Here is a 13,401-nt window from a genome sequence, read left to right as displayed (position 1 = left end):
AAGCTGCGCTTGTGTTTAAAAGAACATAGAACGGGCAAAACTGTCAACAGGGGATCAACGGGTGAAACGGGTGAAGCACGAAGAAACAGCCGGTCGGACTATCTCTGCGGAGCCGGCGACAAAGGGCTGAGGTTCTTGGAATCACGGGGAATTTTTCAGAGTACGAGGAGAAACGCGATGGAAAGGGCGATAAAGTGCGGACAAAAAAATCCCGCCGGAACAAAGGGAGCGAAAGGGACGGGAGTTCACGAAGGACGTTGGTTAGGCCCGGCGGTTTTGGGTATTGTGTTGGTCCTGGTCTTGTGCGGGAGTGCGCTCCGGGCGCTGCGGGCCCCGGCCCGCGTAACCGCTGTTCCCGGGGCTGAGGCTGCGGAGTTTAATCGCTTGGAGCAGCAGGTTAAAACGCTTCCGGCGGATCAAATGATTCGGTTTCACGTGGTTGCCAACTCGGACAGCGACTATGATCAAGCCCTGAAAAGGGCTGTCCGAGACGCCATTTTAAAGAAGGTCGGGCCGGAGCTGGCCAAGTCCCATTCCCTGGCGGCATCCCGCGTCATGCTTGAGCAGGCCCTGCCGGAGATGCAAGCTATCGCGGAGGGAGTGGTGAAGGCGTGGGGCAAGAATTACCCGGTCAAGGCCAAGTTCGGGCCTGCCGATTTTCCGACGAAATCATACGGCTCACTGGTCTTGCCGGCGGGCCGTTACCAAGCCGTCCGGATCCTGATCGGGCGCGCGCAGGGTGCCAATTGGTGGTGCGTCCTGTTTCCTCCCTTATGCTTTGTCGATATTAACTATTCCACCGCGGTTCAGGTCGACGGAAAGCCGGGTATTCCTATCAAGCCGGAAAGTCCCGGGGTTGAGCGCAGTGTGGACAAAGCCCTCGCCAAGGAAAGAGCCCGCGAGGGGAAGGCGGACGGACAGAGCAATACAGCGGGACGGGGGAATACGGAGGGACAGGAGAATATACCGGGACGAGGGGGTGTGACCACAAAGGGAGCGGAATCGGGGACCGGCGCAGAGAACGCAGCCGGGGGACAGGATGCGGTCGACGGTCAGGACTTGTGGGGGGCCGGGCCGGCACAGGATGCGGCTGCCGCGGCCGCGCTGCAGGACGCGGCTCGTGCAGGCGCGGTGCAGGATGCTCAGGGCAAAGCGGCGCCCGCCGCTCTGAACGTGTGGGAGGCTGAGCAAGCACGGGGGGCGACTGCCCCGGGTGCGGCGCAAGACGCGGCTGCAGGCGCAGGGTCGGATGCGCGGGGAATACGGGCGCCCGCCGGTTCGGCCGGTCCGTCAGAAGGGCAGGACATGCCGTCGCAAGGACGCCCTATCGTTAAGTTCTGGTTTTGGGAGATGTTCAAAAAGCTTTGCGTCAAAGTCCCAGAATTTCTTTAAGTTTTCGGGATTGGGTGCGGCTGACGGGAATTTCGCTCCGCTCGGCGTCGTCGACGACGACGGTGTAGGTCCCGTTAAAATAAGGAATGAGCTCGCGCATGCGTTGAATGTTGACAAGATAGCAGCGGTGGGAGCGGAAGAATTGGTTGGGATTTAAACGGCTCTCCAGGTCACGCAGGGTGAAGCGCGTCAAGTAGGATTCCTTGTGGGTTTTAACGCAGACATTGTCTTTGTCCGTGTAAATGTACACGATTTCGTCCGGGCGCAGGAGGATGGTTTTTCCCCGTTGATCGACGGGAATAACCTCCAGGGGTTTGGCCGGGGAGCCGCTTTCATTTTTTGGTACGGTTTGGTGGCTGACCACCGCGGTTTTTTCCTTCTCCCGGACTTTCTCCAGCGCTTCATCCAAACGTTTGGGACTTATGGGTTTTAAGAGATAATCCAGGGCGTGAACGCTGAAGGCGTCAAAGGCGTATTCTTCGTGCGCCGTCGTGAAAATGACCGCCGGCGAGTTGGGCTGATCTCTAAGCTGATGGGCCATTTCGATGCCGTTGATCCCCGGCATGTCAATATCGAGAAAAATGACAGAGTACTCGACATTGTGAATAAGTTCCAGGGCTTCGATCGCATTGGCAGCTTCCCCGACGATTTGTACGTCTTCGAAAGCCTGAAGCAGAAAGCGCAGTTCTTTGCGGGCCGGGGATTCATCATCGACGATTAGCGCGCGCAGTTTCAAGTGGCATCCCTCTCCTCATACTCCTTTTTCTTCTCTTCATACTATTTTGACATATGGGCGCGAAATCCTCTTGGCGTGCAACACAAGCCGGTGTTTCTTTGGGTTTAGATTGGTTGTACTAAATTCCGGGACAAAGCATATGATCCAGAAGAGGTTCACGTTAGGAGGCAGGATAAATGAAAAAAGATCATCCACAACGGTCTTTGTACAGGAAAGGGATCTGCGGACTGTGGGTTGTGGCCCTAAGCGCCTTATTGATCAGCGGCTGCAGCACCCTTGACACGATGCTGCAAAGAGGCGGAGACTCCGCCGGCGTCCTCGGCGGAGCGGGCGGCGGGGGAACGACGGGGACGGTTTCGCAGACTCCCGCAGCGGTCGGGGCCGGAAAAAATATTGTGTTGTATTTTGCGGACACATCCGGGAGATACCTGGTTAAAGAAGAACGCACGGTTCCGAATACCTTGAGTATGGCTCGGGAAACGGTTAACCAGTGGTTAAAAGGTCCCGGAGCACAGGGAGGCGGGAGTCAGGCGGCAGCCCCGCCCGGTACGGCCCTAAAGGATATCGCGATTAAAAACGGGTGCGCCATTGTGGATTTTAACAGGGCATTTAAGAGTTCTTTCGCCAAGGTGACTCCGGAGGTCACGCTCTATGCCCTCGCCGACACCTTGACCCAGTTTCCCAGCATTCAGGATGTTCAAGTGTGGGTTGAAGGCAAGCCGTTGGGCAGCTTAGGAAATGTTTCAACTTCTGACCTGAAGTTCAATGGGAGCTTAGTGAAACCCGGCTCCGCTTCAAATTCAAGTTCTCCTCCTTCCGGGCAGACCAATCCCGGTGACAAGGCGGGGAGCATGAGCGGCAGCACTATGAGCGGCGCAGGCGGTATGGGCAGCGCTATGACCGGTACGGGCGGTTCCGGCGGCGGTATGAGTGGTGCGGGAAGCCCGAGCAGCCAGGGCGGCAGCGGCGGTTCAAACGGAGCAGGCGGCAGCGGCTTAAACGGAGCGGGTGGCGCCGGCTCAGGTGCCGGAAACAGCGGGCAGTCGAATCTTTCGCCGAGCGCACTCAACCTCTTTTCGACGCCGGCAAGTTCTACGTAGGTGATCACAGTGCCGGCCGGAGCTTTGGGAAACACAATCCTTCTTCTTTAGAACGGTTTCTTCGGACGCCGGTCAAAATGCCGGTCAGAACGGACGCCATCGGCGGCCGTTTTTTTGCCGTTTGTGCAGGACCTGTTTTTTAAATATTTCGCCCAAACGAGCGAAAATCCTTTTTTCTCATTTACAAGAACTGAGTGCGTATAGTACAATAAGGTCAACATTTAAGGTGAAAATTCCGTAAACCGAAGAGCGATTTTTTCTGAAGGAGGGCCCGAAACTTGGTAGATGCGGATATTCTATTTGTCAAGCAGGTTGAGGAAAAGATCCGGCAGTCAAATACCGTGATGTACCGGCATGGCCGCTCGATCCTGACCGGCATGGGAGTCTCGACGCCACAGTTCAACGCTTTGCTTACCCTGCAGGAGTTCGGCTCCCTGACAATGGGTGAACTTTGCAAACATCTGTTTACCGCCTGCAGCACCGCAACCGATCTTGCCGACCGCATGGAACGGGCCGGGTTGGTGGAGAGAGTGCGGGATACCAATGACCGCAGGGTTGTGCGCATGAATCTCCTGCCCAAAGGAGAGGAAATCGTGGATGCGGTAATCAGCGAGCGTTGCCAGTTTCTCCGGGAGGTTCTGCAAGAATACCCCGAGGAAGAGCAGCCCAAAGTGCTTCAATTTTTGCAGGTTTTAGCGGAACGGATGGAATCTGTGGACGCGAGGGGAGAAGTGTCTTCCTGAAAACGGAAAAGGTGAACTGTTATCCAAAACCCACCGGTGTGAGCCCGGTGGGTTTTTCACTGGCTGCAGGTCTTCAGAAGATCTTGATAACTTCGTCAAATATCCTTTATTATGACCTGATATACTAACGGCAGTCCCTTACGAAACGATATTCGGAGCGGGCTCAGAAACGCCAGACTCGTCTACCCTTAGGAATTAAGGGCAATATTATTTATATTAGGAGCGAACGCAATGTCCACTACGATTGTGTTTGTCGACGACGAACCGGAAATCTCAGCTCTGGTGCGGGATTACCTGCAGAGGGAAGACTTTCGCGTGCTGACGGAGGCTAACGGTTTGGACGGCCTGAGGCTGATCCGGGCGGAAAAGCCGGACTTGGTCCTCTTGGATTGGATGCTTCCGGGCAAAAGCGGGTTGGACATATGCAAGGAACTGCGGGAAGAGAGCAGCGTCCCTATTATCATGCTTACGGCGAAATCCGAGGAGATCGATCGAGTTCTGGGATTGGAGTTCGGGGCGGATGATTATATTGTCAAGCCTTTCAGCCTCAGGGAACTGTTGGCCAGGGTTAAGACTGTGCTGCGCAGGGCCTCCGGAGTGCGGGATGAGGGTTCTTCCAGTATTAACCGCGGGGAACTGACGATCGATCCGGGCAGCCATCGTATTTGGAAAAAGGGGCAAGAGGTTTTTCTGACGCCGACGGAGTTTAAAATTTTGTATCTCCTCGCTTCCCGGCCGGGAACGGTTTACAGCCGTCTGCAACTTCTGCGGCAGGCAATGGGGGAGGAGTACATGTATTATGAGCGTTCTATAGATACCCATGTTTCCAACCTGCGTAAGAAGATCGAAGACAATGCGGGAGACCCGGTCTATGTCCAGACGGTTTTCGGTGTGGGTTACCGTTTCGGAGAGATGCAGTGAGTTTAGGGCGGAGGGCGCGGCTTTGAGGCCTAGGGTGCGGCTGTGAGGCGCGCGGAATCCGGTCACCCCGAAATACGTTGGAGTTGGGGTTCGAGTCTGGTGGGTTTGAGGCGAATGTTATGACTTTGAGGCGGAAGTTTCTTTTTGCTTTGGTGGGGTTGGTGATCTTCTTGTCCCTCATTTTCGGAGGGATTTCTTTGTGGTCGATGCAATCCCTTTTGGGGCATGCGGTTCAATATATCGGGCAGAGCTACAGCCAGCAATGGGAACGCCTGCTGACTTATTATTACGAGCAGGAAGGTTCCTGGAACGGAGTTCAAAGTTATGTCAGCCGGATCATCGCGGATCCGCACCAGGATTGGTTGATGGGCAAGGACAATGAACATTTGCTGCTCTTTGATGCCCGGAGAAAGGTCGTGGTCAGTTTTCGGCCTCAGGATGTCGGCAGATCCGTTTACCAGTTGGCGCCCCCTCTGTCCCGGCGCATACCTTTCCAGTGGCATCCGATTCAGGTTCAGGGCAAGACGGTGGGGTACTACTGGTTCGACCAGGGACTGATTGACCGGGACGCGTTTGTGGCGAAGCGCATTGCGGCTTCCGTTTTTCGGGCGATGCTGGTGGGGCTTGTGGTCACGACTCTGGCGGCGTTGGGCCTGGGGGTCTTTATTACCCGCCGTCTGACAGGTCCGCTCAGACGCCTGACGGAGGCGGTGAAACAGGTCGGACAGGGAGATTTGAACTCCCGCTTGGAGGTACAGGGCAGGGACGATATCGCGCTCTTAACCGGGGCTTTTAACGGTATGACGGCAAGGCTGGCCCGCAATGAAGAGGTGAGGCGTAACATGGTGGCGGATATTGCTCATGAGCTGCGCACCCCGTTGGCCGTGATTCTGGGGAAGCTGGAATCCATTCAGGAGGGAGTGCTGCCATCCACTCCGGAAGTGCTGCTGCCGATTCAGGATGAAACTTTGCGGTTGATTCGCTTGGTGCAGGATCTGCAGCAGCTGACCCTGGCCGAGGCCGGCAAGCTCCCTCTGAACCGCCGGGAGGTGGATCTCAAAGTACTGCTGGAACGTATTTTAGAACGTTTTGCCATCGAATTTCAAGAAAGAAAGATTACGGCGGGGATTGAGGGCTGGGCCCCCGCGCTCACTGCGGACCCCGACCGTCTGACCCAGGTCTTTGTTAACCTCGTGGGCAATGCTCTTTTGCATACTCCGGCAGGAGGGGCGATTTATCTGTGTCTCAGCACGGTTTCCGCGCCAGTGGGTGAAGAGAAACGCAATTACGGGGGAGAACACCGTGACGCTTTGAACGCGTCGCCTGAACAGGAGAGAAGACAATCTGCGGCTCATAAAGGCGTGCCTGCGCGGACCTCTGAACGTGAAACGCAAGCTCCCGGTGTCAGGGAATGGGCTAAGGTGGAGGTCGTGGATACCGGTGAGGGAATTCCCCCCGAGGAACTGGACCACATTTTCGACCGCTTTTACCGGGTGGACAAAGCGCGCGAGCGGGAGACCGGGCGCACCGGGCTGGGTTTGGCGATCGCCTGGGAATTTGTCCAGGCCCACGGCGGGATGATTCGGGTGGCCAGCCGTGTTAACGAGGGAACGACTTTTGCGGTTTGGCTGCCGGCCGGCGGAGTTTCGCCGAGTTCAGAGCGCGCGGCCGGGAGACGGCCGGGGGGCGGTTTGACCCGCCAACAATGAGAAAAAGGAGCAGAAAGAAGATGAACAAAAAGTGGGTGACCATCGGAGTTTTGTCCGTGCTGGTGGTTGGGGGAGGCTATTGGGGATACCGCCATTTTACGGCGAAACCGGCAGCTGTTCCGCTCATTACCGCACCGGCGAAAATGGGGGATGTGACGGAGGTCATTACGGCGACCGGAACGGTGAAGTTTCTGCAGACCACTCCTTTGTCCTTTCAGCAGGCCGGTAAGCTCACAGCTATCGATGTGCAGGCAGGGGATATGGTGAAACAGGGACAGGTTCTGGCTCAGATTGACCCCACGGATTTGCAGCTCGCCGTGAATCAGCAAGAGGCCAATTTGGCGGCAGCTCAGGCGAAATTGCAGCAGACCCTGACCGGTGTGAATGCTACCGATCTGGCGGCCGTAGCCAAGGCTCAGCAGGAAGTGACTACGGCTCAGCAGTCTTTGGTTACGGCTGAACACGATGCGGCTCCGGCTTATCTGGCTAATCAGGTCAATCTGGCGACGGAGAATGTCACGGCCGCCAGCAACAGTTTGGCGATCGCCATGGCCAAACAGAACGGGGACGCCTCAGCCGTACAAGCGGCCCAGCAGGCGCTGACCCAAGCTCAAGCGGCTTTAACCACGGCCAAACAGCAGCAGAACGGGGGCGCTGCCCAGGTTTTGACTCAGGCTCAAGCCGCTTATGCCTCTGCCCAGGCGGATCTGGCTCAGGCGGAAAGCCAGGCCACTCAGGATAAGGGTGCCCCTTCGGCGGATGTGCTCGCCGCCCAGGCTTCAGTGCTCCAGGCCCAGGCCGCTCTCTCGACCGCCCAGACCAACCTGGCGGACGCGACGCTGACCGCCCCGGCCGATGGACTGATCACAGACGTGGCGGCTTCGGTGGGTGCCAGCACGAACCAGTCGGTGGGTTCCAGCACCACGATCATGACTTTAGCCACGGATCCCAAGGATCTTGAAATCGACACTTCCGTGGATCAGGCGGATATTTCCAAGGTCAAAGTCGGGCAAAAAGCGAATATCACCTTGGACTCCTACCCGAATCTCAACATTTCCGGCACGGTTTCCCAGATTGCGGTGCAGGGAACCGTGGTCCAGAATGTGACGACATATGATGTCACTGTCCTGGTTGACACACCCAATAGCGTTCTCAAAGCAGGGATGAATGCGAATGTCGACATCGTGCTGGCTCAGGCGAAAAATGTCCTGACCGTTCCCAGCGCGGCTATTCATGGTTCGGGGGCGGATACAGGCGTGCTGGTACCCGGCGCGGCCGCGGGCGGAGAGGCCGCGGGCCAAAGGAAGGCGGCTAAATGGAGAAAGACCGGCTCGTCCGCTGGCAGCGGCAACCGGGGGACGATTGCCGGCGGTTCAAACGCGGGCGGTAACGGGGCAAAACCCGGCGGCGTCTATGCAAATGCCAATGTACACTTTGTTCGAGTGGTGACGGGGCTGGACGACGGCACGAACGTTGAAATCAAGAGCGGGCTCAACGTGGGTCAGCAGGTCGTACTGGGGGTCCAGTCTGCGGGCGGGGCGCCGGCCAAGGCGTTCCAGGGCCCCAATAAGAACAATAATCCGGGCCGGGCTATGGGTGCCTTGGGCCGGGCGAGCCACGGCGGGTGAATTCGTTTGTCCGTTGGACAATGACGGCCGCAGGCTGAGCCTGCCCCCATCGAAACAGGGTAGTGGGAGGTGCCTTTGCGTATAGGAGCGGGGGTCGCGCTTGGACACACCCGTTCGGCCGAGATCTGACGAAAAGGCGGCAAGTGACCGCTCTCAAGTCGGTCAGGCTGAAAAAAAGAGGGTGCGAGACGTTTCGGGTTGTTGAGATCCGGAGAAAGGAGCAGCGGGGCATGATTGATCTGCGCGAAATTAAGAAGGTCTACGCCACGGGCGATATTCGTGTCACCGCCTTGGGCGGAGTGGATCTGCATGTGGATGAAGGTGAATTTGTCTCCATCATGGGTCCGTCCGGGTCGGGAAAGTCCACGATGATGAACATCCTGGGCTGCCTGGATACTCCGAGCACGGGGGAATACATTTTGGACGGGACGGATGTTTCCAAGGCCTCTGGCAATCAGCTGGCCGTTATCCGCAACCGGAAAATCGGTTTTGTCTTTCAGGGGTTTAACTTACTGCCCCGCACCACCGCGATAGAGAATGTGGAGCTTCCTCTGCTTTACGCGGGGGTCGGTGCCAGGGAACGCAAAGAACGGGCCCTTCAGGCCTTGGCGGCAGTCGGGTTGGGGCAACGGGTTCACCATAAGCCGAAGGAATTGTCCGGGGGACAGCAGCAGAGAGTGGCGATTGCCCGGGCGCTGGTCACGCGGCCGGCCATTATTCTGGCGGACGAGCCGACCGGGAACCTGGACAGCAAATCCAGTGAGGAAGTCATGGCCATCTTCCAGAAATTGCATTCTGAAGGGAATACTATCCTCATCGTGACTCATGAGCCGGATATTGCGGAATACACGAGGCGCATCGTGCGTTTCCGGGATGGACACATAGAGGGCGATGAGGCGGTAGCCAATCCCCGGCTGGCCAATCCGCGCTCAGAGGCAGACGAAGCGGCGGAGAAGAAAGAGGTGGCATCGTGAATTTCCTGGAATCGATCCGGGTTTCTATTCGGGCGCTCTTGGCCAATAAACTGCGTTCTATGTTGACGATGCTCGGGATTATTATCGGGGTGGGGGCGGTGATTGCCATGGTGGCCATCGGCAACGGAGCGTCCGCCCAGATCACTTCCCGGATTCAGGGGCTGGGTTCGAATCTCCTCATTATCACTCCCGGCCAGTCGAACAGCGGGGGAGTGAGGGGCGGTTTTGGCAGCGGCAACACCCTGACCATGGCGGATGTGCCGAAAGTGGCAGCCGCGGGTCCGGCGGTGGAGGCTGTGGCACCCGCCACAGGGAGGAATGTCCAAGTGGTCTTCGGCGGGGGAAATACCTCGACGACGGTGACCGGGACAACAGCGGATTATGCCCGGATTCGTAACGTAACCATCAACAGCGGGCGGTTTTTGTCGCCAAAAGATGTCGATACTTACGCCAGGGTCGCGGTTCTGGGGCCGACGGTTGTGGAGAATGTATTCGGCGACCCGAACGCGCCTGTGATCGGGAAGATCATCAAGCTCAACAATGTGCCGTTTCAGGTGATCGGGGTCACGGTCAGCCAGGGCTCCTCAGGATTTATGAACAACGACGACATGATCTATGTGCCGATCACTACGGCTCAGGATCTCCTGATCGGGAACAAGTATGTGCGGCAGATTTTTGTGGAGGCCAGCAGTGCGAGTATGATGCAGGCGGCCCAGGATGAGGTGACCGCCGCCCTGGAGCGGGCGCACCACCTTGTGAGCGGACAGCCGGACGATTTCTCGGTCATGAACCAGGCGGATATCCTGGCCACGATGCAGGGGGTTACCCAAACAATGACCATGCTTCTGGGCGGAATCGCGGGCATCTCCCTCTTGGTCGGCGGGATCGGGATCATGAATATTATGCTGGTGTCCGTGACGGAGCGCACGCGGGAAATCGGGATCCGGAAAGCGATCGGGGCCAAAGGCAGGGACATCATGATGCAATTTCTCATTGAGGCCGTGGTCTTGAGCATCTTGGGCGGGGGGATAGGTATCCTCCTGGGCTGGGCGGGTTCCCATCTGGTGGGAAAAGCCCTGAAGATGACGGCCACGATTTCGCCGGGTTCCATTCTCCTGGCGTTCGGTTTTTCGGCGGCCATCGGCATTGTCTTCGGTGTTTTTCCGGCCAGGAAAGCCGCAGGCATGGATCCGATCGAGGCTTTGAGATATGAGTAAAAAGAAAACGCGCCTCGAAGGCGCGCTTTTTTTTACCCCGGATTTGTAGCGGGGAGTTGCCGGAGACTCCCCGGCGGCAGATAAACAAAAAATTTTTGTCGGGAAAAGCAGGATATTTTAGGCCCGAGGTGGAATACACTATAGCAAATGGACTAATCAACCAGGCCATTAGCGCCAATGCAGGTTCTTGGGGTGATTTGATGGAGCTCGATCGGCACAGCGGCATTCCCTATTATGTTCAACTCAAAGAGCAGATTCGCAAGCGCATCGCTCAGGACATTTGGCGGGCGGGAATCAAACTGCCCACGGAGCGGGAACTGGCTGCGGAATTGGCGGTCAGCCGCAACACGGTCAGCCAGGCCTACCGGGAATTGGAGAGAGAGGGTCTGCTGGCGTCGGCCCAGGGCAAGGGGACTTTTGTGGCGGACACTTCATTGCTGATTCAACGGGAAGGGCGCAAAGAGAAAGTCCTGCGTATTATTGATATGGCGATGGAAGAAGCGGTGGGGCTCGGCTTTTCCCTTGACGATTTTGTCTCTTTCGTCTATGTACGGGGGATGGAAAAGAAGGAACTATTGGGGTGGCTTAAGGTGGCGTTTATCGAGTGCAATCCTGAGCAACTCGGAGATGCCCGCTGGAACCTGGGGCGCGGAGTGACTCTCCTGCCCCTCTCTCTGGTGGAACTGAGGGAAAGCCAGAGAGTCCGGGAGCGCTTGGCGTCTATGGATATGATAGTCACGGGGTCGAGTCACTTAGCTGAGGTCAAGTCCTTGTTGGGAGGGTCGAGTGTTCCTTTCCTGGGGGTGTCCTTGCGGCCGAGGATGGAGACGGTGGTGAGAGTGGCCAGGCTGCCGTCGGGCATGAAGGTCGCGTTGATTACGGAGAGTGTGGTTTTTGCCGGGAAAGTGAAGGAATCTTTGAGTGAGGCGGGGTTGCATCCGGAATTGGTCCATCTGACGCGGCCCGAAAAAGGCGAGATGGAGCGAACCTTGCGGGAGTGCGGCGCGGCTATTGTCGCACCCGCTTGGCGGGGCGCGGTTGAACAAGTCCTGCCGGGGAACATGGAACTCATCGAATACCGCTTTGAGCCTGACGAGGGTTCCCTCAATTTACTGCGGGGCGCCCTTTTAGAACTGAAGCTGAAGCGGCCGGAGGCAGTGCCCGGGGCAGGCCCGTGAACGGGGTTCAAGGTGAGAAGCAGGGAGGAAGGGGCCCGAGGTGAGAGGTAAGGCCCGAGGCGAAGGGTAAGCCCAAGGCGCGCAATAGTTCGCTAAACCGCTGCAGCCGCGCAAACGCCGAGAGACCCCGATTATCCGACAGCACCGGCAAACACAGAGTGGGAATAGAGAGTGGGAAATACTGAGCGGGGAAGGCAGAGTGAGAAATACTGAGTGGGAAATACTGAGTAAGAAGTACAAAGTGAGAAAGACGGGGAGAGGCCCGAGATATAGGGTGTGAAAGGGCGTGGACCATGACGTTGACAAGGCGGCATATAATCGGGGTGTTTGATTCGGGAGTGGGCGGGCTGACGGTGATGAAAGAAATTCAGGCTCAAATACCCGAGGTGCGAATTGTCTATTTCGGAGATACGGCCCGAGTTCCTTACGGCAACCGCCCCAAGGATGAGTTGATTCGGTTCGGAGAAGAAATCGTCACGTTTCTGATCGGACAAGGGGCGGAGGGCATCGTGGTGGCCTGCAATACCAGCTCATCCACAGCTTTGCCTTGGCTCAGAGAACGTTTTGATATTCCGATTATCGGCATGATTGAACCGGGGGCGCGCTTGGCCGTTGAGGCAACCCGGCGGGGACAAATCGGGTTGATCGCGACGGAAGCCACAGTGCGCAGCCGCGCTTACTCGGCTGCAATCAGCCAGGTTTTGGCCCGCGGGGTCGTGCCCAAAGACCGCCGACTGGTTGAAGCCTGGCAAAACGGAGAGCACGCCATTGCTTTGAGTAAGGCTCAGGCCTGTCCCCTATTTGTCCCGCTTGTCGAGGCGGGCCTGGCAGGTTCCGCGGAGGCCCGGGGCATTGCCCGTACTTATCTGGCTTCCCTGAAGGAAACCGGGGTGGACACTTTGATCCTCGGATGTACCCATTACCCGTTTCTGGCGCCGGTCATCGGGGAGATCCTGGGAGATACGGTGAAATTGGTAGATCCGGCTCAGGGCGTCGTCGCGGAACTAAAAAGGGTTTTGCGCCGCCTGGACGAGCGCGACTACGGGCAGCCGGCGGCCAAACCGGGTTGGAAAGTGCGTTATTTTGTGAGCGGAGATCCGGATCTTTTTCGCCGGGTCGGCAATACGCTCCTTAAGGAGTCCATCGGGGATGTGCGTTATGCTCCTTGGACGGAGTGAGATTTGTTTTAGGTGCTTAAGCAAGGAGCGATGCATCCGTGGGGTGTGGAAAAGAAATACTTACAAGCGCGGTTTCGGGTCGTTAGGGGAGGGGCGATACATCCCCTGCTTGAGGGCGAAGCCGACTTGGCGCGAGTCATCTGAAAAAGAGACCGGTGAAGGCCGGAAAGGAGTCTTTCGAGATTATGGAAGGAAGAGAACGAAAAACATTGGTTCTGGGAGTTATCGGGGCGGATGTGCATGCGGTTGGCAACCGGATCTTGGATTATGCTTTTACACAAGCCGGTTTTAAGGTGGTGAACATCGGCGTGATGGCCTCCCAGGAGGAATTTATTCAGGCCGCGATTGAGACGAGCGCCGCGGCGATTCTCGTTTCTTCTCTGTATGGGCACGGAGAGATGGATTGCCGGGGAATGCGGGAAAAATGCCAGGAAGCGGGAATCGGCGACATACTTCTCTACGTGGGCGGCAATTTGGTCGTGGGGAAACAGGACTTCGGCCCGGTAGAGAAACTGTTCCGCAAAATGGGTTTTGACAGGGTTTACCCGCCGGGCACCATGCCGGAAGAACCCATCGCGGATCTGCGGCGCGATCTGGGGCTCGCCTGAGGGGAAAACGGCTGCGG

General features: G+C 57.2%; 12 protein-coding genes. 11 read left to right on the top strand and 1 reads right to left on the bottom strand.

Annotated elements, in window-relative coordinates; genetic code table 11:
- The first annotated feature begins 177 nt into the window (after positions 1-177).
- Positions 178-1,392, top strand: coding sequence for a stage II sporulation protein R (gene spoIIR, locus MNU25_RS20370; protein ID WP_372503654.1), 1,215 nt, complete (start codon positions 178-180; stop codon positions 1,390-1,392).
- On the opposite strand, the gene MNU25_RS00685 is transcribed toward spoIIR, so the two are convergent.
- Positions 1,370-2,128 carry a LytR/AlgR family response regulator transcription factor gene (locus MNU25_RS00685; protein WP_240983315.1) on the bottom strand — a complete coding sequence of 253 codons (759 nt, stop codon included), beginning with the start codon at positions 2,126-2,128 and terminating at the stop codon, positions 1,370-1,372. The two genes, spoIIR and MNU25_RS00685, sit on opposite strands and share 23 nt — an antisense overlap.
- 176 nt (positions 2,129-2,304) lie before the next feature.
- On the opposite strand from MNU25_RS00685, the gene MNU25_RS00680 reads away from it, so the two are divergent.
- The 10 genes from MNU25_RS00680 to glmS all read left to right on the top strand — a co-directional run bounded on the left by MNU25_RS00680 (position 2,305) and on the right by glmS (position 13,384).
- Positions 2,305-3,228 (top strand): GerMN domain-containing protein, encoded by a 924-nt coding sequence (locus MNU25_RS00680; protein WP_240983314.1) that lies wholly within the window; start codon positions 2,305-2,307, stop codon positions 3,226-3,228.
- Positions 3,229-3,506: 278 nt separating this feature from the next.
- A complete protein-coding gene (locus MNU25_RS00675) occupies positions 3,507-3,971 on the top strand; it encodes a MarR family winged helix-turn-helix transcriptional regulator (RefSeq protein ID WP_240983313.1) in 465 nt (154 codons plus the stop codon).
- A 231-nt stretch (positions 3,972-4,202) separates the two neighbouring features.
- Complete coding sequence (locus MNU25_RS00670; RefSeq protein ID WP_240983312.1) at positions 4,203-4,892, top strand: response regulator transcription factor; 690 nt, start codon at positions 4,203-4,205, stop codon at positions 4,890-4,892.
- A gap of 119 nt (positions 4,893-5,011) precedes the next feature.
- Positions 5,012-6,601, top strand: coding sequence for a sensor histidine kinase (locus MNU25_RS00665; protein ID WP_240983311.1), 1,590 nt, complete (start codon positions 5,012-5,014; stop codon positions 6,599-6,601).
- A gap of 20 nt (positions 6,602-6,621) precedes the next feature.
- On the top strand, positions 6,622-8,229 hold the full coding sequence (locus MNU25_RS00660; RefSeq protein ID WP_240983310.1) for an efflux RND transporter periplasmic adaptor subunit: 1,608 nt from the start codon (positions 6,622-6,624) through the stop codon (positions 8,227-8,229).
- A gap of 230 nt (positions 8,230-8,459) precedes the next feature.
- Positions 8,460-9,203, top strand: coding sequence for an ABC transporter ATP-binding protein (locus MNU25_RS00655; RefSeq protein WP_240983309.1), 744 nt, complete (start codon positions 8,460-8,462; stop codon positions 9,201-9,203).
- A complete protein-coding gene (locus tag MNU25_RS00650) occupies positions 9,200-10,420 on the top strand; it encodes an ABC transporter permease (RefSeq protein WP_240983308.1) in 1,221 nt (406 codons plus the stop codon). The genes MNU25_RS00655 and MNU25_RS00650 overlap by 4 nt, the downstream gene beginning before the upstream one ends.
- 128 nt (positions 10,421-10,548) lie before the next feature.
- Positions 10,549-11,598, top strand: coding sequence for a GntR family transcriptional regulator (locus MNU25_RS00645; protein WP_240983307.1), 1,050 nt, complete (start codon positions 10,549-10,551; stop codon positions 11,596-11,598).
- Positions 11,599-11,891: 293 nt separating this feature from the next.
- Positions 11,892-12,776 carry a glutamate racemase gene (murI, locus tag MNU25_RS00640; RefSeq protein WP_240983306.1) on the top strand — a complete coding sequence of 295 codons (885 nt, stop codon included), beginning with the start codon at positions 11,892-11,894 and terminating at the stop codon, positions 12,774-12,776.
- Between the two features lie 185 nt (positions 12,777-12,961).
- On the top strand, positions 12,962-13,384 hold the full coding sequence (glmS, locus tag MNU25_RS00635) for a methylaspartate mutase subunit S (protein WP_240983305.1): 423 nt from the start codon (positions 12,962-12,964) through the stop codon (positions 13,382-13,384).
- Positions 13,385-13,401 lie beyond the last annotated feature (17 nt).

The sequence above is a fragment of the Acididesulfobacillus acetoxydans genome, assembly GCF_902729405.1.
GTDB lineage: Bacteria > Bacillota > Desulfitobacteriia > Desulfitobacteriales > Desulfitobacteriaceae > Acididesulfobacillus > Acididesulfobacillus acetoxydans.
The sequence above is the reverse complement of the archived record's forward strand: the minus strand, read 5'-3'. Positions and strand labels throughout refer to the sequence as shown.

What these genes read in the sequence shown, in the direction of transcription:
- spoIIR (WP_372503654.1), top strand. Translation starts at nt 178, where the DNA reads ATGGAAAGGGCGATAAAGTGCGGACAAAAAAATCCCGCCGGAACAAAG.
- MNU25_RS00680 (WP_240983314.1), top strand. Translation starts at nt 2,305, where the DNA reads ATGAAAAAAGATCATCCACAACGGTCTTTGTACAGGAAAGGGATCTGC.
- MNU25_RS00670 (WP_240983312.1), top strand. Translation starts at nt 4,203, where the DNA reads ATGTCCACTACGATTGTGTTTGTCGACGACGAACCGGAAATCTCAGCT.
- MNU25_RS00665 (WP_240983311.1), top strand. Translation starts at nt 5,012, where the DNA reads ATGACTTTGAGGCGGAAGTTTCTTTTTGCTTTGGTGGGGTTGGTGATC.
- MNU25_RS00660 (WP_240983310.1), top strand. Translation starts at nt 6,622, where the DNA reads ATGAACAAAAAGTGGGTGACCATCGGAGTTTTGTCCGTGCTGGTGGTT.
- MNU25_RS00655 (WP_240983309.1), top strand. Translation starts at nt 8,460, where the DNA reads ATGATTGATCTGCGCGAAATTAAGAAGGTCTACGCCACGGGCGATATT.
- murI (WP_240983306.1), top strand. Translation starts at nt 11,892, where the DNA reads ATGACGTTGACAAGGCGGCATATAATCGGGGTGTTTGATTCGGGAGTG.
- glmS (WP_240983305.1), top strand. Translation starts at nt 12,962, where the DNA reads ATGGAAGGAAGAGAACGAAAAACATTGGTTCTGGGAGTTATCGGGGCG.